This window comes from Aeromonas sp. 5HA1 (assembly GCF_029237245.1).
Taxonomy (GTDB): Bacteria; Pseudomonadota; Gammaproteobacteria; order Enterobacterales; family Aeromonadaceae; genus Aeromonas; species Aeromonas salmonicida.
This window is the reverse complement of record NZ_JAACFW010000017.1, coordinates 1-18,573: the sequence shown is the minus strand read 5'-3', so window position 1 is coordinate 18,573 and position 18,573 is coordinate 1. Positions and strand designations below refer to the sequence as shown.

Below are 18,573 nucleotides of genomic sequence, written 5' to 3'. Positions count from 1 at the left end.
CTGGCCAAGATGCCCATCGACATACAGCGACCATTTCGCGCCGGAGAGAGTTATGACAAACCAAGCCACTGCAGGCACCACAACCTGCGACTACAAGCTATGGGACATCCTCGTCGAGTCAGCAAAGGAACGCACTACCATTCGTTACTCCAAACTGGCCAGGCAGGCCGGGCTGGAGAATAGCCAGGATGAGCTGCGCACCCTGCTGCAACGCATCCGCATGTACTGCACCGAACACCAGTTGCCGATCCTCTCCACCATAGTGGTGGACGATGTGGGCAAATACACCGGCCTCTCCTCCGGCCTGCCGGACGCTCCCTGGGAGCGTGCCAGGGTGTTTGACTACCAATGGCCTGTTGCCCCCTGATCCAGACATTCATCACCATAACGCGCCCGCTGGCGCGTTTTGTACTTCTTCGGGCCCGCTCTCCTGAATCGCAGGCAAAAAAAACCCGCCTCAAAGGCGGGTACTAAGCAAGCAACGCTCTGGATGACCAGAGTAAAGAGTTCAGGCTGTCGAATCTTGCCACCCCTGGCACCACGCGAAAGAGGTAACAGGACAACATGGGTTTGTATAAATCGCTGATTTATCCAAGCTTCATGCTGACCATCGACGGGGAGTGAGACTAAAGTGAAGGTCCTGCTTAAGGAAATGATTTATTAGTATTCCATTATGCACAGAATGAATTTACGAGGCGTCGACCTCAACCTGCTGGTGGTGCTCAAGGCCCTGCTGGAGGAACGCAACACCACCAAGGCCGCCGAGCGACTCGCCATGAGCCAGCCTGCCGTCAGTCGGGCTCTGGCCCGCCTGCGGCTGCTCTATGACGATCCCCTGCTGATCCGCACCCCACTGGGAATGGAGCCTACCGCAAGGGCACAGGCACTCTTGCTGCCACTGCGGGAAATACTGCACGACATAGAGCAGACCTTCAGCCAGCCCGAACAGCACGACCCGAGCCACTTCGAGGGAGTACTGCGCATCGGTGCCCACACCTATGTGGAATATGTGATGATGCCAAGCCTGCTGGGGCGCCTGCAACAGCAAGCGCCCAACCTGCGCATCCACATGGTGCCCCTCAATGCAGATTACGAGGACCAGCTCGACGAAGGGGTTGTCAGCATGGTGATCAGCAAGCAGGACGAGGTACCCGGTCGCTTTCGCCGCATCCCGCTGTTTGAAGACAAGCTGATCTGCGCCGCCCACAGCAGCCATCCCTTTCAGGGTCAGGTGCTCTGCATAGAGTCTTTCGCCAAGGCCCAGCATCTGCTGGTCGCCCCCCGTGGCAGCGAAGGGGGCATAGTCGATGACCTGCTCGCAGCGCACGGCATGACCCGCCATACCCCCTTGATAGTGCAGAGTTTTCTGGCAGCGCCTTTCATACTGCCCTATGCCCCCCTGCTGCTGACCTCGCCAGCCAGGGTGCTGCGGCCGCTGATGCCGCTGCTGGATCTGGTGGAGTACGAGACCCGCTTTACCCTGCCGACCTTCGAGGTCAGCCTCATCCGCCATCGCCGCGACGACAACCACGCCATGCTCAACTGGTTCGAGTCAGAATTGCATCTCTGGTGCCAATCCCTCTGCGAGCTATGATCCCCTCCGGCGCCCCGTGCGCCGGGCTCTTTTCCCCTCGTCACTGCGTTTGACTCTGGCCCTTTGGCTGGCGACTCCCCTGGTAAAATCCCCCGAGTCGCAGCGCCAGCGTTGCCTTGAGATCGCCACAATGCCAGAATCGGGCCTTTCCTTGATTTCATGTTCAGATCTCAAGTTTCAGCTTTCAGGGCCCACGCCCGCAGACAAGGACTCCCCATGGCCACCACCCTCTATGGCATCAAAAACTGCGACACCATCAAGAAAGCCCGCAAGTGGCTGGACGAGGCTGGCATCGACTACCGCTTTCACGACCACAGGGCCGATGGCCTGGATCCCGCCGCGCTGGATGGCTGGCTGGCAAAGCTTGGCTGGGAAGCCCTGCTCAACAGCCGTGGCACCACCTTCCGCGCCCTGCCGGATGAAGCAAAACAGGGGCTGGATACCGCAAAAGCGCGCGCACTGCTGCTGGAACATCCCGCCATGATCAAGCGCCCGCTGCTGGATCGGGATGGCGAGCTGACCCTGGGTTTTAAGGCTGATCACTATCAATCCCTCTTCTCTCGTTAAACTTTTTTAAGGAACGCTGATGTCGGACGTCATCGCACTGGCCAAGGATCTGATCCGCCGCCCCTCCGTTACCCCGCAGGATGAAGGGTGTCAGGCCCTGATGAGCGAACGCCTGGCGCGTCTTGGCTTCGTCATCGAACCCATGGTGTTTGAAGACACCACCAACCTCTGGGCGCGCCGTGGCAGCGAAGGCCCCCTGTTCTGCTTCGCCGGCCACACCGATGTGGTACCGGCCGGGCCGCTGGAGAAGTGGCACACCCCGCCGTTCGAACCAACCATCCAGGATGGCGTGCTCTACGGTCGCGGCGCTGCCGACATGAAGGGATCCCTCGCCGCCATGGTGGTGGCCGTCGAACGCTTCGTGGCCGAGCATCCGGATCATCAGGGGTCCATCGCCTTTCTCATCACCTCGGATGAAGAGGGCCCCTTCATCAATGGCACAGTGCGTGTCATCGACACCCTTGAAGCGCGCAACGAGAAGATCCGCTGGTGCATCGTCGGCGAGCCCTCCTCCACCCATGTGGTGGGGGACGTGGTAAAGAACGGTCGACGTGGTTCCATCACAGGGGATCTGCTGGTGCGTGGCGTGCAGGGGCATGTGGCCTATCCCCATCTGGCGGACAACCCCATCCACAAGGCGGCGCCGGCATTGACTGAGCTCGCCGAGACGGTATGGGATGAAGGCAACGCCTACTTTCCCCCCACCAGCTTCCAGATTGCCAATATCCAGGCTGGCACCGGCGCCTCCAACGTCATTCCGGGGGAGTTGCAGGTTCAATTCAACTTCCGCTTCAGCACACAACTGACCGACATGGATATTCGTGAACGCGTCCAGGCCCTGCTCGACAAGCACGGTCTGGACTACGAGCTGACATGGACCCTCTCCGGCCAGCCCTTCCTGACCGATACCGGCGCCCTGCTGGAGGCCACAGTGGCGGCGGTAGCGGCGGTCAATGGCCAGCAACCGGCACTGCTCACCACGGGCGGCACCTCGGATGGGCGCTTTATCGCCCCCACAGGGGCCGAAGTGATCGAACTCGGGCCCGTCAATGCCACCATCCACAAGGTGAACGAGTGCGTGAAGGCCGAGGATCTGGACCTGCTGGCAGAGATGTACCAAGGGGTACTCGAGAGATTGCTGGCATGACCCAGGAACAACTGCTGGGGCTCGACGAGAGTCACCTTGTTCTGGTGGGACGCGGGCCCCATCGCCTGACCGCTGCCACTGCAGCGGCCTTCAACGACATGCAGGTGGCAGCCGCCCATGAAGGACACAACCTGCAGGCGGCCTCCAGCTGGCGCAGCTTCGAGCGTCAGCTCGCCATCTGGAATGGCAAGTGGCGCGGTGAGCGCCCCCTGCTGGATGCCGACAACCAGCCTATGGATACGCTGCAACTGAGCGAGTGCGAACGGCTGCACGCCATACTGCGCTGGAGCGCCCTGCCCGGTACCAGCCGCCATCACTGGGGCACGGATCTGGATATCTACGATCCCGACTGCCTGCCTGCCGGTACCAAGCTGGCGCTGGAGCCCTGGGAGTATGAAGCCGGGGGCTGGTTTAGCGACCTCGGCGACTGGCTGACCGACCACATGAATGACTTCGGCTTCTTCCTGCCTTATGCCAGACCTGTGGGTAGCGGCAGCGGTGTCGCCTACGAACCCTGGCATATCAGCTTCGCGCTGGAGTCCCGGGAGCAGCGGCTGGATCCGGATGCGCTGGCGCTTTGCCTGCAACAGGCGGATATTGAAGGCAAGTCGACCATATTGGCCCATCTTGACGAGATTTTGGCCCGTTATGTCACCACCTGTCCTGACGAAAGGAAAACCCCATGAATCTCTGGCTGTGGATTGGTTTGCCACTGCTCTTCCTGCTTGGCATGTTTCTCAATGCCATCAAGGACATGAAGCGGCTGGAGAAACAGCTGCCCAAATACAAGGACAAGATACGGGAAGTCAAGGATGACGAGGACGACTGATCGCCCTCTCAGCCCGCCAGGGGCGCCATTGTGGCGCCCCTGCTGTTTTTCACGAGGGCAAAATCTCCCCTCCCCATACTGATGCAGGCTCAGTGATCCCGTTCACATAGAACAGGACTTCTTTCTCCCTTCCCTCCCGCCATCTTCAAGGTAAAAACCCAGTTCCGGGCAGCACTGAAAATGTAACAAACTGCAAATAAATGCACAATTAAGCCACACTGCGCCCAACAAACTGCATATAATGTGCCTGTTTTGCATTTTGACAGAAGGAGTTCGCCATTGGATGCCGTCGCCATCAACAGTTTCTTTTTAGTCGCGGCCTTGTTGGTGGGAGCCAGTGTCCTGTTGAGCGCGCTCTCCTCTCGTCTTGGCATCCCCATCCTGGTGATATTTCTCGCGGTCGGCATGCTGGCCGGGGAAGATGGTCCTGGCGGCATTCACTTCGCTGACTACTCGGTCGCCTATCTGGTGGGCAACCTGGCGCTCGCCATCATATTGCTCGACGGCGGCATGCGTACCCGGGTTTCTTCTTTTCGGGTCGCACTCTGGCCAGCGCTCTCGCTGGCAACCGTCGGCGTGGCCATCACCACAGGGCTGACCGGTCTCGCCGCCGCCTGGTTGTTCGACCTCAGCCTGATGCAGGGCATGCTGATCGGCGCCATCGTCGGCTCCACCGATGCGGCTGCTGTCTTCTCCCTGCTCGGCGGGCGCAGCCTCAACGAGCGGGTCAGTGCCACCCTGGAGATAGAGTCCGGCAGCAACGACCCCATGGCGGTGTTTCTCACCGTCACCCTGATCGAAATTCTTGCCACCAACCAACAGGGGCTGGACTGGTTCTTCCTGCTGCTGCAACTGGGCAAGCAGTTTGGCCTCGGTGCCGGCATAGGTCTGGGCGGCGGCTGGCTGTTGTGGAAACTCATCAACAGCGCCAGGCTGGCTCCGGGCCTCTATCCCCTGCTGACCGTCAGTGGTGGTCTGCTCATCTTCGCCCTCACCACGGCCATCGGAGGCAGCGGCATCCTCGCCATCTACCTCACCGGCCTGCTGCTCGGCAACCTCTCCCTGCGCAGTCGCAGTACCACGCTGTCGGTACTCGATGGCCTGACCTGGCTCAGCCAGATCGGCATGTTCCTGGTGCTGGGGCTGCTGGCCTCCCCCCACAAGCTGCTGCCCATCGCCCTGCCGGCGCTGGCTCTCGCCGCCTGGATGATACTGTTCGCCCGTCCCGTCTCTGTCTGGATTGGCCTCTTGCCGTTCAAGAACTTCGCCCCCCGCGAGCGCTGGTTTATCTCCTGGGTGGGGCTGCGCGGCGCCGTGCCCATCATACTGGCGGTCTTCCCCATGATGGCCGGGCTGCCCAACGCCCAGCTCTACTTCAATGTCGCCTTCTTCGTGGTGCTGGTCTCCCTCATACTGCAAGGCAGCTCGCTGCCGCTGGCATCAAAGCTGGCCAGGGTTGAGGTACCGGCACCGCCGTCACCCATCAACCGATCCGGGCTTGAGATAGATCTGGACAGCCAGTGGGAGACCTTCGTCTACCGCCTCAGCGCCGAGAAGTGGTGCATCGGCTCGCCCCTGCGGGATCTGCGCATGCCCAAGGGTACCCGCATCTGCGCCCTGTTCCGGGATCAGGAGCTGCTGCACCCCTCGGGCAGTACCTGCCTGCAATCCAATGACATTCTCTGCGTCATAGGACACGAGCGAGATCTGCCAGCTCTCGGCCAGCTGTTCAGTCAGGCCCCTGAGCAGGATCTGGGCCCGCGCTTCTTCGGTGACTTCCTGCTGGAGGCGGCCGCCAATATGGTGGACCTGGCACCGCTCTACGGGCTGGATGTGAGCGAGGTGGCGGATCAGACACTTGGCGATTTTCTTGCCGACCAGTTGGGCGATAATCTGGTCGTCGGCGACCAAGTCGAATGGCAGGGCCTGATCTGGACAGTGGCCGAAATGGAAGAGGGCAAGCCCCGCAAGATAGGGGTGCGCTTTCAGGAAGAAGACCCGGTCTGACGCACATCGTCTGACCCGCCTTTGCGAGCAGGGAGTTCATTATGCCTTACCAAACCGAGTTGTCTGGCCTGCAACCCCCGTTTCCCAACCTGGGATTGATAGAGGGATTCTTTGGCAAGGGCTGGAGCTGGGAAGCCCGCGCCCACTACGCTCAATGGCTGCCACGCCACGGCTACGGCTTCTACATCTATGCCCCGAAAGAAGATGGCTATCTGCGCAAGCACTGGGCCCTGCCCTGGCCTGAAGCCGAGCTCGAGGCTCTGCGCCAGCTGGCCCGCCAGTGCCGCGACAACGGCCTCGCCTTCGGGGTGGGCTTGAGCCCCATGGGTGCCCACCACGACTATGAACGCAAGCGCCCGGCCCTGTTGGAGAAGGTGCGCCTCATCGACGAAGCGCTGCAGCCTGACATACTGGCTGTGCTGTTCGACGACATGAAGGGGGATACCCCGGATCTGGCCCACCACCAGCTCACCATAGCCCACGACATTGCGGCCCACAGCAAGGCCGGCCGTCTCATCTTCTGCCCCAGCTACTACTCCACGGATCCCGTGCTGGAAAAGGTATTCGGCGCCATGCCCCCCCGCTATCTGGAGGATATAGGCCAGCAACTCGACCGCCGTTTCGAGATCTTCTGGACAGGCCCCAGGGTTTGCTCCAGCGAATACCCGGCCCCCCACCTCAAACAGGTGACCGAGCTGCTCGGGCGCAAACCCTTTTTGTGGGACAACTACCCGGTCAACGACGGCAGCAAGGCCAGCAGCTTCCTGCACCTGCGCGCCTTCGAGAATCGTCCGGCAGAACTTGTGGATCTGGTCGCGGGCCACGCAGTCAACCCCATGAAGCAGGCTGCGCTCTCTGTGCTGCCGCTCGCCACCCTGCCCATGAGCTACCGGCTCGGCAAGCAGTATGATGCTGACAAGGCGCTGCACGCCTCCCTCAATGCCACCTGCGGACCGCAGATTTCGGCGATGATAGAGGCCGACCTGCCGCTGTTTCAGGACATTGGGCTGGCCCTGCTCACCCAGGAGCAGATCGCCCATCTCAAGAGCCGTTACCTGCCGTTTCAGGATCAGGTGTGTGTAAACGAAATCTTGCGCTGGCTGGCCGGTGAATATGTGTTTGATCCTGACTGCCTGACCGACTGAGACAAGCCACGCCAGATGCCACAGGAGGCTGCATGGACGCATCCCTGATCTACCAGAACCTGGCGGTGTTTGCCGCCTTCTTGCTGATCTACAGTCTGATCGCAGGTCGCTTCGAATCCCGACTGATCAATGGCCCCTTGCTGTTCCTGCTGATGGGCTGGCTGCTGGGACCTGGCGGGCTCGGTCTGCTGTCACTCTCGGTCAATAGCGAGGGGATCAAGCTGCTGGCAGAGCTCACCCTGGTCATAGTGCTGTTCAATGACGCTGCCAACACCAACTGGCAGGTATTGGCTGCCAACCGCGCCCTCCCCATACGATTGCTGCTCATCGGCCTGCCACTCACCCTGCTGGGGGGCACCCTGTTCGGCCTCTGGCTCTACCCGGATCTGCCGCTGCTGGAGCTGGCCATCCTCTCCACCATTCTCGCCCCCACAGATGCGGCGCTCGGCAAGGCCGTGGTCAGCAATCCGGCCGTGCCTGCGCCCATCAGGGAGGGGCTCAATCAGGAGAGTGGCCTCAACGACGGTATCTGCGTGCCAGTGCTCCTGCTGCTGCTCGCCCTCATCGCCCCCACCGAGCAGCACACAGGCACGGGCATGCTGGCCATGACCTTGCTGCTGGAAGAGATAGGCATAGGCCTGCTGGTGGCCCTGGTGCTCACCAGCCTCACCATACGGCTGCTGAAAACCTCCTACCTCAACGGCTGGCAACTGCCGCTCTGGCGCCAGCTCACTATGCCCGGGCTGGCCCTGCTCTGCTTTGCGCTTGCCCAGACCCTGGGGGGCAGCGGTTTTATCGCCGCCTTCGTCGGGGGGCTCTTGATGGGCCGCAGACTGGGGGAGCACAAACACGCTTACATGGATAGCTGCGAAGGGTATGGGGACCTGCTCTCCGTGGTGATCTGGATGGTGTTCGGCGCCACCCTGATGCCCATGCTGCCGATGCTGCTGCACTGGCAATACTGGCTCTATGCCGCCGCCAGCCTCACCCTGCTGCGCATGCTGCCGGTCTGGCTGAGCCTGCTGGGCACGGGCCAATCCTTTGAGCTCAAGCTCTTTATCGGCTGGTTCGGACCAAGGGGGCTCGCCAGCATTGTCTTTGCCGTCATGGTGTTGCAACACGAGCCCGCGCTGCTGGGACAAGAACCCATCATAGCCACTGTGCTCTGCACCATCATACTGAGCGTCATCTTGCACGGTATCAGTGCCAACCCCTGGGTCAGGCGCTTCAAGACGGCGTAAATACCCGACAGTGGCCAAAGATATGGCAGAGAGGATAAACAACCTCATCGCCATTGCGGTATAAAACAATACCCCCAGTCAGGACTGGGGGTATTGTGGATAGATCAAGACATGTATGAGCGGCGTATTTCAAGGTGCCATGGCAATCAAGGCTGATTTGGTCCCCTTGTGGCCGCCCCCATCATGACCGGATATTGCCCTCTGTTGCGCGGTAAACCAGAATGCCCGGCTTGTTTTTCACATAGTCAATAAAAGGCGAATCCACTACCTTCATATTCGTCGAAACAGAAGAGGCATTGCGAAGTACGGGGCCATTTTCACCCCGAATGAAAATACCGGTATGGGTCACATCTAGACCGGCAATATTGGTATAGATACCGATATAATCACCATCTTCCAGCAAGCTCAGCATGTCTTCGTCCACGCGATCACCAGGAATATAAGTGATGTCGCGGTTCTTCACCGCCAGCCCCGGAATATAGTGACTGCCATCTTCTTTTTGATTCAATACTTTGGCGGCGGTCACCGCATAGTTGCCGACCAGATGGGTCACATCCTTCACCTGATTGCCACCATGGACCCAATCAGAGAAAAAATGCTTTCTAGTCAGGTAGTTGACTTCACCATTTACATAACGAGTGTACATGACATTCTCGATGAAATTATGCACACTCGTTGAGTGTCGCAGTGACTCAACGTAATCCAGATAGGTGAAGCAATCCAGCTCACCAAAATCCACCACCAGTTTTTCCTGCCGGTCGCTCGACCCCACCAGACGATTGGCAACATAAGGATTCTCGAGAAACAGTTGCGAGAAATCCTTTATTGACTGACCCGGTGCCACATTCTGATGTTGAGCAAACATCCTGGTGAGTTGCTGCTCCTTTATATTGTAAAAATCCAGGTTTTTCCCGTTGCCGGCCGCAACCCCGCCAGAAAAAGCGAGCAAAGCGGCGCCTATTACCTTCACCATTGAGTACCATCCTTGACCATAAAAACGAGCAGCAGGGGATACCCCTGTCGCGAACAGCGTCGACAATATGCATCTAATGCCATTCGAGACTGATGAATTAAGGGCCAATTGAAAACAAAAAAAATGTAAGTAAATGTACCCGGCTTGCCAGATATTGGCCTGATACAAACTCACGCTGGTATGAATACCCGCTGGTGGAAAATAACCTCGATGGCGACCAAACAGAGAAGCCCCGACACGGCCGGGGCTTCTCTGTTGGCTTTCGTTTTGGGTTTTCGTTGCTCGTCATGGCCTTGCTGTCACTGTCTGACGAGACACGTTACCCGCCCCATCACGGGACTGCGTTCACTGGGCAACAAGCACTCAGCCGAGCGCCAGCCAGACACCGACACCGAACATCAGGGAACCGGCGATCCGGTTCATCAGGGTCACGTTGCCGCTCTTGGCGAGGAAGTGGCGCAGGGTACGGCCACCGCCCGCGTAGAGCAGCAGACAGGAGAACTCGATCACCAGGATCAGGGCCACCAGGGCGCTGATCTGGGGCGTCATCGGCTTGGCTGCGTTGATGAAAGGAGGCAGCAGGGAGACCATGAAGGCCCACCCCTTGGGATTGGCGATGGCAGTGACAAAACCCTGCATGGCCAGACCAAGGGGGCGTGTCTCCTGTCCGGCCGACAGATCCGCCGGTATGGCCATCTTGCCTTTGGCCTGCCACATCTGGATGCCGAGCCAGATGAGATAGGCGCCACCCACGTATTTGAAGGCAGAGAAGAGCGCCGGATAGTTGAGCATGACGGCCGCCACCCCGATCACCGACAGCACAGAGACCAGCGCGACCCCGACCAGTTCACCCCACATCATGTGGAGGGTACGGCGCACCCCCAGACTCATGCCGAGGGTCATCGCCAGCGTCATGCACATGCCGGGGGTAACAGAGACAAAAAAGAACGTAGGCACAAACAGCGCCAGAATCGCGGGATCAATCCAGTCGGACACACTACACCTCCATGGTAACAAGCTTGAGATCTTGCCTATCACACTCTTTTAACACAAGAAAAAACCTTTTCGGCCAGCATGATTTCAGCAATAAAACCTTGTGACAATAGTTGTCGCGCCTGTGTAATATGCCGCCTCACTCCTCTTTTGGGTTAGGACCTGCCATGTCGTTGAGTAACCTGTCCATCCGTCTTCAAGTGCTTGTTCCGCTTCTGCTCGCCAGCCTCTTGATGGTCCTGATGGCCGGGATCAGCAAGCAGGAGATAGACAGCGCCATTGCGGACATGAACCAGACCACCACCAGCGTGACGCGCCACAAGGACGACATCGCTGCCCTGATCCACGCCACCTACCGGATGCGCACCAACGCCATCTATGGCCTGTACGATCCGGCGCGCTTCGCCCAATTGCCAAACGATCTCAATGCGGCGGAACAGGAAATTGGGACCATCTTGTCCCGACTGGTGATCACGGGTGCCGAGCAGGACAACAGCCAGGTGGCCGCCGGCCTGCAGGCTTATCTCGGCCACACCCGCAACAACATGCTGCCGCTGCTGGCCCAGAAACATCAGGGAGGTGGCGATGCCGCCACCTACGAACAGTCACGGTTGCGTTTTCGTGAGCTGGGGGAGCAGTTGATCAAGCAGATCGACACCATGTCAGCGCGCATCAACCAGCTGATCCAGACCGAAATCTCCGAGGAAGAGGCGCACTACAACGCCACCCTGTTGCGAACCCTGCTGATGATGAGTGCCACCCTGATAGCGGCGCTGCTCGGTGGCTGGTGGTTGTCCGGCCAGATAGTCCGCCCCATAGGCCAGTTGCAGGAGGTGATGCGCGCCGTCGCCCAGGGGCGCTTCAACGTGCGGGCCAACGCCGATGGCAGCAATGAACTGAGCCAGCTGGCCAAAGACATCAACCAGACACTGACCCAGCTTGGCAGCACAATCCATACCCTGACCGGTATCAGCGGCAACGTGGCCTCTGCCGCCACCGAGCTCGCCGCCGTCATGACCCAGTCCGAGACCAATGCCCAGCAGCAGCGCAGCGAGACAGAACAGGTGGCCTCCGCCGTGACCGAGCTGGCCAGCACGGCCGACAACGTCAACCACAACGCCGCCCTGGCAGATGGGCTGGCGCGGGATGCCAATAGCCGGGTCGAACAGGGGCTGGCTCTGTTTGCGGAGAGTATCGCTGCCAACAGCCGCATGGCGGGCAGCCTGGAGAGCGCCGCTGCCGTGGTGGCGTGCCTCAAGTCCCAGTCCGAGCAGATCGGCAAGGTGATCGAAGTGATCCAGAGCATCTCGGAGCAGACCAACCTGCTGGCCCTGAATGCCGCCATCGAGGCTGCTCGCGCCGGTGAAACCGGTCGCGGCTTCGCGGTCGTGGCCGACGAGGTACGCCTGCTGGCGGCCCGCACGCAGGACTCCACCAAGGAGATCCAGACCATCATAGAGCAGTTGCAGAGCCAGTCCCAATCCGCCAACAACGGCATGCAGGAGACCCTCACCATCCTTGAGCACAACCAGCAGCTCTCCGGCGAGGTGCAGGCGCTGCTCGGTGGCATCACGGAGGCGGTCAACCAGATCAATGGGGCCAATGCCCAGGTGGCCACCGCCGCCGAAGAGCAGTCGTGCGTCACCGCCGACATCAACCGCAACATCACCAATATTTACGAAATAGTGAACCAGAGTGTGGCCGGCATCAGCCAGAGTGCCGCCGCCAGTCACGAACTGTCACAGCTCGCCGAGCAGCAGCGTAAACAGCTGGCCCAGTTCCAGTTGTGACGTCCGCTTGCGCGATCGACACAAAGGCCCCGCAAGCGGGGCCTTTGTGTTAATGAATGGACACATTTGTTATTGTTTTAAACGGCTTTTTTATAATGTAGCTTCATTGGGGGCTGGGCTGTCGCACCAAATGTGAGTATGGTAGAGGCACGTCACTTCCCCTCACATGAGATCACCATGAAGCTGCATTTCAAGAAACCGGCCTTCATCGGCCTGGGCCTCATCGCCCTCGTCTCCGCCATCTGGCTCGACTACTACCTGCCGGAGCACACCATAGCCACCATCACAGGGGTGGAAGTGAAGCGCACCGACAAGGATGGCCCCATCAGCCAGAAAAACCCGGCAGACGGCCCTACCACGGATGTCTACTACATCTATACCGAACGCCCGGGCGAACAGATCCGGGTATTTCGCAATGAAGATACCGGCTGGGGCTGGCCTTTCTACTTCAAGTTCAACGCGGCCGATGTGCAGGCAAAAGCCAAGTCCATGGAGTTCGAGAAGCGTCTGGCCATCATTACCTCCTACGGCTGGCGCGTGAACATGTTCACCATGTTCCCCAACGTCACCAAGATAGAGAGTACGGGTCCTGAGGCCTCCACCTGGAGCTTCTTCCGCTGGTTCTGGTTCGGTATCTGGGCACTGGTGATGGGCAAAGCCGCCATCGCGACCTGGCGCTACTTCGACCGGCTCGAGGACGAGATATGACAGAGCCGAGCAAGACTCGCACCAGTTTCTACCGACGGCTTTATGTTGCCTGGCTGATAAGCAGCGGCACGGACACAGTCCCGGCCATCATGGCGGCCACCGGCATGCCGCGGCGCACCGCCCAGGATACGCTGGCGGCACTGACTGATCTCGATATCAGCTGCGGCTTCGAGCAGACAGAAGGGGCGCGCCACCTGCAGGGGCACTATCGCATCAGCGACTGGGGTCCCATCAATCCGGCCTGGATCAAGGCACAGTTGCCCGTAATCAAGCAAACGCTGGGTTATCCATAACGACTGACGGGGCACTATCGCACCGGTGACGATCAAAAGAGGCCAGCCGCAAGGCTGGCCTCTTTTTATATTGCCCGGGCAGACACAGGTCTCGGCACGCGGAAACGACTTACTCCGGGAAGGGCTCTTCCGGCAGCGGTTCCTGGGTCTCAGCCTGGGTGCAGTCGATGATGGAGCGCTTGGGGTTGTTGGGGTCGCGCAGCAACAAGGGGGCCAATCCCTCATTGTGCTTCTGCTCGTCGGCAAACTCGCTGCCATAGGCATTGTGGGTCAGCCTGCGTGCATTGGCGATGGGGGTGTCCACAAACAGGGCGTGCACTTCGAAAGTAGACGAGGGGATGAGAAAGCCACTGATGGGCAGACCATGCAACTCTTCATGGGTCTTGTACCAGGCAAACCCGTCCGTCACCTTGTAGGGGGTGAAGTTTTTAAGCTGAGGGTGGGCCGGCTCGCCGGTCTCGCTGTCGAGGTAGAGATGGTCGAGATCGCAGGTCGCCAACCCCTGCCACATGGATTCGAACGGCGTGGAGCAGGCCGTCAATTGCAACCCGGCCAGCAGTGCCAGCGACACTTTGTACATTTCCCGTCCCTTCTCTCAATAGTGCCATGGCCGTCAGCCAAAAAACCGCAGTCGCTCGACCAGCAAGTCGATAAAACCCGGGCGATCCAGTCCCAGCAACACCAGTGCATTGGCCGGTTTTCCGGTGAGCTGATAGCGATCCACCACCGTCATCCCTGTGGTATGCCCCCCCCGGGTCTCGATATCGACCCGGCACTCGACCCCGTGAAACAGACCGGGAGCCAGCAACCAGGCAATGGTACAGGGGTCGTGCAACGGCGCACCAGCAAATCCCCACTTGGGATCCCTATGGTAGATCATGAAAAAGTCGAGCAGGCCGGCCACGCAACGGGCCACCGGATTGGCAATGGCGCGCACCCGCGCTATGTCCTCGTCCATCACCTGCGCCTCATGGGTTACATCCAGCCCGCACATTGTGATGGGAATACCTGACTTGAAGACCATATCGGCTGCTTCAGGGTCCACATAAATGTTGAATTCCGCCGCTGGCGTCCAGTTGCCCGCCCCCGCGGCGCCGCCCATCAGCACGATACGGGCGATGTTGGGCTTGAGTTCGGGGTGTGCCGCCAGCAGCAGGGCGATATTGGTGAGCGGCCCGGTCGGCACCAGGGTCACGGGCTCCGGGCTCTCGCGCAGGCATTTGGCCATCAATTCGAGGCCAGTCATGGCCTGGGGCGCAAAGGCGGGATCCGGCAGCGTGGGGCCATCGAGGCCTGACTCGCCGTGCACGTTGTCGGCGATGATAAGCTCGCGGGCCAGTGGTTTGGGCGCCCCTGCCGCTACCGGAATGTCGTCACGGCCGAGCAGAGTGAGAATGCGCAGGGCATTGTTGAGGGTCTTCTCCTGTGTCTGATTGCCAGCACTGGTAGTCACCGCCAACACCTTGAGTTCGGGGCTCGCCAGCGCCAGTATGAGGGCGATGGCATCATCGTGGCCGGGACCACAATCGAGAATAACGGGCAACGCCATGGACAGACTCCTTGCAACATGACAGGGAACCATACCTTAACAACCCGTGACGAGATTAACTCGGGAGGGAGTCACAAAACGGACTCAGCCCATCTTATCAAGCAGTTGCTGTCAAACTCGCCGTAATGGACGTCATCGGCTCACCCTCGATTCGCCCCGCGCAGCCGGTTCGAGTATGATCGCCCCCCGTTTCCAGCCCGTGTGCCCTATGTCCGTCATCGTCGATACCTTCATCGCCCCGCCCTGCGAGGCTGCCATCGAAATCCTGTTTGAAGATGAGCATCTGCTGCTCATCAACAAGCCGAGCGGCCTGCTCAGCCTCTCTGGCAAAAATCCACAGAACCTCGACTCTGTCCATTACCGGCTGGTGCAGGATTATCCCGGCTGCACCCTGGTGCACCGTCTCGACTTTGGTACGTCCGGCATCATGGTGGTGGCCAGAAACAAGGCCATCAACGCCCTGCTCTGCCAGCAGTTCAGCCAGCGGGCGGTAAGCAAGGCCTACAGCGCCCTGCTGTGCGATCATCTGACCGACGATAAGGGGGTGATCGATGCCCCCATCGCCAAGGATCCGGCGCTGTTTCCCCTGATGAAGATCTGCGCCGTCAGCGGCAAACCCGCTCGCTCCCGCTATGAGGTGGAAAATCGCCTCTGTCGTGAAAGTGAACATGGGGAAACCCAGCTACTGACTCGGGTCAGACTGGTACCGGAGACCGGCCGAACTCATCAACTGCGGATCCACTGCCAGCTGCTGGGTCACCCCATCCTCGGCTGCGATCTCTACGGCGGTCTTGTACTGCCAGGTACTGAGCTGACGCCACGGCTGATGCTGCATGCCAGCGAGCTGGATTTGGTGCATCCGGTGAGTGGCGAGCTGATGGCGGTCAGATGTGCCAGCCCCTTCTAGCGAGACGCGGCATCAAGACGGGGTGTGAGAACAGGCGAAGGCAACAAAAGAGGGAACAGAGGACCAACAGGGGAAAAACGGCAGATAAAAGATAGGGGCCGTGCTTTCGCAACGGCCCCCACCCCCCACTCGGTGTGGCTATCAGATCAGCTTGCGGGCGGCGCCCAGCACGATCTTGATGGCATCAGATTCGGTTCTCGCCATGGTTTCGGCGTTCGGGATTTCCTGCTGGGTACGGTTGACGATAACACCGGCTACCATACCGGCACGCAGGCCCTGGCTGGTGCACATGGTCAGCAGGGTGGCAGATTCCATCTCATAGTTCAGCACGCCCATGGCTTGCCACTCTTTCATGGAACCCTGGAAACGGCTTACTACGCGGCCGGATACAGTGTCGTAACGCTCCTGACCCGGGTAGAAGGTATCAGAAGAAGCAGTCACACCGATGTGCAGCTTGGAACCCATCTCTTTGGCAGTGTTGACCAGTGCCGTGGTGCAGTCGAAGTCGGCAACAGCCGGGAACTCCATGGGTGCGAAGTGCAGGCTGGCACCGTCAAGGCGCACTGAACCGGTAGTGACGATCACGTCGCCCACGTTCAGGTGCGGCTGGATGGCGCCTGTGGTGCCGATACGCAGGAAGGTATTGATACCCAGCTGGGCCAGCTCTTCTACCGCGATGGAGGTGGACGGGCCACCGATACCGGTAGAGCAGATGATCACGGCCTTGCCGTCCATCTCGCCGCGCCAGGTAGTGAACTCACGATGGCTGGCCAGGTGCACCGGGTTATCCAACAGCTCTGCGATGCGCTTGACGCGCTCGGGGTCACCGGGGACGATCGCCAGGGTGGCGCCTTGCAGATCAGCTTTCTTCAAACCCAAGTGAAAAACATCAGACATAGTGGACTCCTGGTTGCTCCCGGCCGACATGGTCAGGGCGCAAGTTAAGATGATTCTTGATGGTACTTTCAAACCTTCACTCCCCTCTCTGGGGAGGCGCCAACTATGGTCGAAAGCGCTTTCCAATTCCTTGAAGCACCTCACACTTCCACGCATTGAAAGTGACAAAATCAGCGCAAAACGTTTGCTAACTTGATGAATTTCTTGAAAAACGTTTTTCTGCCAAGAAAGGGGCAATCGGCCTTGTCAATCCCTGTCTCGCCCCTATTTATCGGTACGTGATCGAGTCCATAAAGTTGCAAACAGGATACCATTGACCCCTTCTCATCCCCACTGACGATGCTATTTTGACGTCCGCATACCACTTAATGGCTAATCATACGGAGTCCATCATGGCGACATTCAAGTTCTATATTCCCGCAATCAACCTGATGGGAGCGGGCTGTCTGCAAGAGGCGGCAGCCGATATCAAGGGTTATGGCTATCGCAAGGCGCTGATTGTCACCGATCGTGTCCTCAACCAGATAGGCGTGGTCGCCAAGCTCACCACCCTCTTGGCGGAACATGGCATTGAAAGCCTGGTTTTCGATGAAACCAAGCCGAACCCCACCATGACCAACGTCGAATCGGGTCTAAGGATGATCAAGGCCAACGGCTGCGACTGCGTCATCTCACTGGGGGGCGGCTCGCCCCATGACTGTGCCAAGGGCATCGCCCTGGTGGCCGCCAACGGCGGCAGCATCCAGGACTACGAAGGGGTGGATCGCTCCGCCAAACCGCAACTGCCGCTCATCGCCATCAACACCACAGCCGGCACGGCCTCCGAGATGACCCGTTTTTGCATCATCACCGACGAGGCGCGCCAGGTGAAGATGGCCATCATCGACAAGCACGTCACCCCGCTGATGTCGGTCAACGATCCCGAGCTGATGCTGGCCAAACCGGCCGGCCTCACCGCCGCCACCGGCATGGATGCGCTGACCCACGCCATCGAGGCCTATGTCTCCACCATCGCCACCCCTGTGACCGATGCCAGCGCCATCATGGCGATCCAGCTCATCGCCAGGCACCTGCGCACCGCGGTCAATCAGGGTGATGACCTGCACGCCCGCGAGCAGATGGCCTATGTCCAGTTCCTGGCCGGCATGGCCTTCAACAACGCAAGCCTGGGTTATGTGCACGCCATGGCGCACCAGCTGGGGGGCTTCTATGACCTGCCCCACGGGGTCTGCAACGCCGTGCTGCTGCCCCACGTTCAGGCCTACAACGCCCGGGTGAGTGCCGCCCGCCTGAAAGATGTGGCACGCCATATGGGGGTGGATGTGAGTACCATGAACGATGAACAGGGCGCAACTGCGGCGATTGCCGCCATCAAGCAGCTGGCACTGGACGTGAAGATCCCGGCCGGTCTGGAGCAACTTGGCGTCAAGGCCGATGATTTCGACGTGCTGGCCAGCAACGCCCTGAAAGATGCCTGCGGCTTCACCAACCCGAAACAGGCGAGCCACGAAGAGATAGTCGCCATCTTCCGCGCTGCCATGTAAACCACATTGCCAACGGATAGGAAAAGGGGCCTGATCTGGCTAATGCCGATCAGTTAAGGATCCATTGACCGATCCTGCTGATGTGTAAAAATCCGAAACCTGTTGATTTGGTTTCGGATTTTTTATGCGTATCGCTCACGCTCTCGACTTCCTCCACGCTAGCAAGGCTGCTCAGTTTGAGTCACTTTCTGACCTCATTCCGCCCGAGCTCATCACGACGCTGCTCGCCGAAGAGGATGTCGTGACCCTACGTCGCCGCCGTATGCCCATGGAGCGCCTGGTCTGGGCCATCATCGGCATGGCTATCTTCCGCCACGTCCCCATGACCCAGCTGGTCAATCAGCTCGATATCCTCTTGCCCGGTGACCGCCCCTTTGTTGCTCCCAGCG

General features: G+C 59.6%; 20 protein-coding genes. 15 read left to right on the top strand and 5 right to left on the bottom strand.

Annotated elements, in window-relative coordinates; all coding sequences use genetic code 11:
• Positions 1–52: 52 nt before the first annotated feature.
• The 9 genes from GWQ27_RS15350 to GWQ27_RS15310 all read left to right on the top strand — a co-directional run bounded on the left by GWQ27_RS15350 (position 53) and on the right by GWQ27_RS15310 (position 8,530).
• Positions 53–367 (top strand): hypothetical protein, encoded by a 315-nt coding sequence (locus GWQ27_RS15350; RefSeq protein ID WP_005312982.1) that lies wholly within the window; start codon positions 53–55, stop codon positions 365–367.
• A 315-nt stretch (positions 368–682) separates the two neighbouring features.
• Positions 683–1,594 (top strand): LysR family transcriptional regulator, encoded by a 912-nt coding sequence (locus tag GWQ27_RS15345; protein ID WP_111589124.1) that lies wholly within the window; start codon positions 683–685, stop codon positions 1,592–1,594.
• Positions 1,595–1,810: 216 nt separating this feature from the next.
• On the top strand, positions 1,811–2,161 hold the full coding sequence (locus GWQ27_RS15340) for an ArsC family reductase (RefSeq protein WP_155602597.1): 351 nt from the start codon (positions 1,811–1,813) through the stop codon (positions 2,159–2,161).
• Between the two features lie 19 nt (positions 2,162–2,180).
• The gene (dapE, locus tag GWQ27_RS15335) at positions 2,181–3,308 is read left to right on the top strand and encodes a succinyl-diaminopimelate desuccinylase (protein ID WP_219598645.1); all 1,128 of its coding nucleotides are present in this window, start codon (positions 2,181–2,183) and stop codon (positions 3,306–3,308) included.
• The gene (locus tag GWQ27_RS15330) at positions 3,305–3,994 is read left to right on the top strand and encodes a M15 family metallopeptidase (RefSeq protein WP_021137951.1); all 690 of its coding nucleotides are present in this window, start codon (positions 3,305–3,307) and stop codon (positions 3,992–3,994) included. Before dapE ends, GWQ27_RS15330 begins: the two co-directional genes overlap by 4 nt.
• Positions 3,991–4,137, top strand: coding sequence for a hypothetical protein (locus GWQ27_RS15325; RefSeq protein WP_017411705.1), 147 nt, complete (start codon positions 3,991–3,993; stop codon positions 4,135–4,137). Before GWQ27_RS15330 ends, GWQ27_RS15325 begins: the two co-directional genes overlap by 4 nt.
• A gap of 279 nt (positions 4,138–4,416) precedes the next feature.
• A complete protein-coding gene (locus GWQ27_RS15320; RefSeq protein ID WP_234576348.1) occupies positions 4,417–6,144 on the top strand; it encodes a potassium/proton antiporter in 1,728 nt (575 codons plus the stop codon).
• 41 nt (positions 6,145–6,185) lie between these two features.
• The gene (locus GWQ27_RS15315; protein ID WP_275907705.1) at positions 6,186–7,289 is read left to right on the top strand and encodes a beta-N-acetylglucosaminidase domain-containing protein; all 1,104 of its coding nucleotides are present in this window, start codon (positions 6,186–6,188) and stop codon (positions 7,287–7,289) included.
• Positions 7,290–7,321: 32 nt separating this feature from the next.
• Entirely contained in the window at positions 7,322–8,530 is a 1,209-nt protein-coding gene (locus tag GWQ27_RS15310; protein WP_234576347.1) for a cation:proton antiporter, read from the top strand.
• Positions 8,531–8,711: 181 nt separating this feature from the next.
• Here the strand turns inward: GWQ27_RS15310 and GWQ27_RS15305 are convergent, their stop codons facing one another.
• Together GWQ27_RS15305 and GWQ27_RS15300 are read right to left on the bottom strand one after the other, a co-directional pair.
• Positions 8,712–9,503: a DUF1460 domain-containing protein gene (locus tag GWQ27_RS15305; protein ID WP_212539150.1), complete on the bottom strand. Its 792-nt coding sequence runs from the start codon at positions 9,501–9,503 to the stop codon at positions 8,712–8,714.
• 363 nt (positions 9,504–9,866) lie between these two features.
• The gene (locus tag GWQ27_RS15300; protein ID WP_021137956.1) at positions 9,867–10,499 is read right to left on the bottom strand and encodes a LysE family translocator; all 633 of its coding nucleotides are present in this window, start codon (positions 10,497–10,499) and stop codon (positions 9,867–9,869) included.
• Positions 10,500–10,663: 164 nt separating this feature from the next.
• On the opposite strand from GWQ27_RS15300, the gene GWQ27_RS15295 reads away from it, so the two are divergent.
• The 3 genes from GWQ27_RS15295 (at position 10,664) to GWQ27_RS15285 (ending at position 13,287) form a co-directional block, all read left to right on the top strand.
• Positions 10,664–12,286 (top strand): methyl-accepting chemotaxis protein, encoded by a 1,623-nt coding sequence (locus GWQ27_RS15295; RefSeq protein WP_275907704.1) that lies wholly within the window; start codon positions 10,664–10,666, stop codon positions 12,284–12,286.
• A gap of 177 nt (positions 12,287–12,463) precedes the next feature.
• Complete coding sequence (locus GWQ27_RS15290) at positions 12,464–12,994, top strand: DUF1523 family protein (protein WP_005312938.1); 531 nt, start codon at positions 12,464–12,466, stop codon at positions 12,992–12,994.
• Complete coding sequence (locus GWQ27_RS15285) at positions 12,991–13,287, top strand: winged helix-turn-helix domain-containing protein (RefSeq protein ID WP_275907703.1); 297 nt, start codon at positions 12,991–12,993, stop codon at positions 13,285–13,287. Before GWQ27_RS15290 ends, GWQ27_RS15285 begins: the two co-directional genes overlap by 4 nt.
• Positions 13,288–13,396: 109 nt before the next feature.
• Here GWQ27_RS15285 and GWQ27_RS15280 read toward each other — a convergent pair whose 3' ends face one another.
• Positions 13,397–13,867: a hypothetical protein gene (locus GWQ27_RS15280; RefSeq protein ID WP_275907702.1), complete on the bottom strand. Its 471-nt coding sequence runs from the start codon at positions 13,865–13,867 to the stop codon at positions 13,397–13,399.
• Between the two features lie 33 nt (positions 13,868–13,900).
• The gene (rihA, locus tag GWQ27_RS15275) at positions 13,901–14,836 is read right to left on the bottom strand and encodes a pyrimidine-specific ribonucleoside hydrolase RihA (RefSeq protein WP_275907701.1); all 936 of its coding nucleotides are present in this window, start codon (positions 14,834–14,836) and stop codon (positions 13,901–13,903) included.
• 175 nt (positions 14,837–15,011) lie between these two features.
• Between rihA and GWQ27_RS15270 the strand changes: the two genes are divergently transcribed.
• Positions 15,012–15,743, top strand: coding sequence for an RluA family pseudouridine synthase (locus GWQ27_RS15270; RefSeq protein ID WP_275907700.1), 732 nt, complete (start codon positions 15,012–15,014; stop codon positions 15,741–15,743).
• Positions 15,744–15,884: 141 nt separating this feature from the next.
• On the opposite strand, the gene udp is transcribed toward GWQ27_RS15270, so the two are convergent.
• Positions 15,885–16,640 (bottom strand): uridine phosphorylase, encoded by a 756-nt coding sequence (gene udp / locus GWQ27_RS15265; RefSeq protein WP_005312923.1) that lies wholly within the window; start codon positions 16,638–16,640, stop codon positions 15,885–15,887.
• Positions 16,641–17,032: 392 nt separating this feature from the next.
• On the opposite strand from udp, the gene yiaY reads away from it, so the two are divergent.
• Positions 17,033–18,184 (top strand): L-threonine dehydrogenase, encoded by a 1,152-nt coding sequence (yiaY, locus tag GWQ27_RS15260; protein ID WP_275907699.1) that lies wholly within the window; start codon positions 17,033–17,035, stop codon positions 18,182–18,184.
• Positions 18,185–18,308: 124 nt separating this feature from the next.
• On the top strand, positions 18,309–18,573 hold a 265-nt coding region (locus GWQ27_RS15255), incomplete at its 3' end, for a transposase domain-containing protein (protein WP_275907698.1).

Coding starts and splice junctions, on each gene's coding strand:
- GWQ27_RS15285 (WP_275907703.1), top strand. CDS start 12,991: ATGACAGAGCCGAGCAAGACTCGCACCAGTTTCTACCGACGGCTTTAT.
- GWQ27_RS15270 (WP_275907700.1), top strand. CDS start 15,012: ATGATCGCCCCCCGTTTCCAGCCCGTGTGCCCTATGTCCGTCATCGTC.
- GWQ27_RS15280 (WP_275907702.1), bottom strand. CDS start 13,867: ATGTACAAAGTGTCGCTGGCACTGCTGGCCGGGTTGCAATTGACGGCC.
- dapE (WP_219598645.1), top strand. CDS start 2,181: ATGTCGGACGTCATCGCACTGGCCAAGGATCTGATCCGCCGCCCCTCC.
- yiaY (WP_275907699.1), top strand. CDS start 17,033: ATGGCGACATTCAAGTTCTATATTCCCGCAATCAACCTGATGGGAGCG.
- GWQ27_RS15350 (WP_005312982.1), top strand. CDS start 53: ATGACAAACCAAGCCACTGCAGGCACCACAACCTGCGACTACAAGCTA.
- GWQ27_RS15310 (WP_234576347.1), top strand. CDS start 7,322: ATGGACGCATCCCTGATCTACCAGAACCTGGCGGTGTTTGCCGCCTTC.
- GWQ27_RS15295 (WP_275907704.1), top strand. CDS start 10,664: ATGTCGTTGAGTAACCTGTCCATCCGTCTTCAAGTGCTTGTTCCGCTT.
- GWQ27_RS15345 (WP_111589124.1), top strand. CDS start 683: ATGAATTTACGAGGCGTCGACCTCAACCTGCTGGTGGTGCTCAAGGCC.
- GWQ27_RS15330 (WP_021137951.1), top strand. CDS start 3,305: ATGACCCAGGAACAACTGCTGGGGCTCGACGAGAGTCACCTTGTTCTG.
- GWQ27_RS15325 (WP_017411705.1), top strand. CDS start 3,991: ATGAATCTCTGGCTGTGGATTGGTTTGCCACTGCTCTTCCTGCTTGGC.
- udp (WP_005312923.1), bottom strand. CDS start 16,640: ATGTCTGATGTTTTTCACTTGGGTTTGAAGAAAGCTGATCTGCAAGGC.
- GWQ27_RS15340 (WP_155602597.1), top strand. CDS start 1,811: ATGGCCACCACCCTCTATGGCATCAAAAACTGCGACACCATCAAGAAA.
- GWQ27_RS15305 (WP_212539150.1), bottom strand. CDS start 9,503: ATGGTGAAGGTAATAGGCGCCGCTTTGCTCGCTTTTTCTGGCGGGGTT.
- rihA (WP_275907701.1), bottom strand. CDS start 14,836: ATGGCGTTGCCCGTTATTCTCGATTGTGGTCCCGGCCACGATGATGCC.
- GWQ27_RS15315 (WP_275907705.1), top strand. CDS start 6,186: ATGCCTTACCAAACCGAGTTGTCTGGCCTGCAACCCCCGTTTCCCAAC.
- GWQ27_RS15290 (WP_005312938.1), top strand. CDS start 12,464: ATGAAGCTGCATTTCAAGAAACCGGCCTTCATCGGCCTGGGCCTCATC.